The organism is Pseudomonas sp. PS01299, from assembly GCF_029960145.1.
GTDB lineage: Bacteria > Pseudomonadota > Gammaproteobacteria > Pseudomonadales > Pseudomonadaceae > Aquipseudomonas > Aquipseudomonas putida_A.
Genome location: NZ_JASCPO010000522.1, coordinates 1 through 304 on the forward strand (window position 1 = coordinate 1; position 304 = coordinate 304).

Annotated in this window: 1 protein-coding gene; it reads left to right on the plus strand. The window is 53.0% G+C overall.

Features of this window, described 5'->3' with window-relative positions; translation table 11 throughout:
• Positions 1 to 304: hypothetical protein (locus QMX91_RS31405; RefSeq protein ID WP_282413926.1), on the plus strand; the 304-nt coding region annotated here is incomplete at both ends.

Here is a 304-nt window from a genome sequence, read left to right on the forward strand (position 1 = left end):
GGTCATGAGTAACGAGGATCAGGTCACGTTGCTCACCTTCCAGTTACTCGACTTCCACCTCCGCGCAGATAAGCCGACGTGGTGGCAGCTGTTCAGCCGTCAGGACATGACAACCGAGGGACTGCTGGAAGATATCGAGAGTCTGGCCGTTGTGCAGCGCACAAACACACCGCCTGAACCAAACAAAAAATCGTTTTTGTATGAGTACAGCTTCGACCCTCAAGAAACCAAAATGCGTACCGGTTCTCAGTGTGTCATCACCGAGTCCCTGGCCAGCGTACAGCTGGTTAATCTGGACCATGAC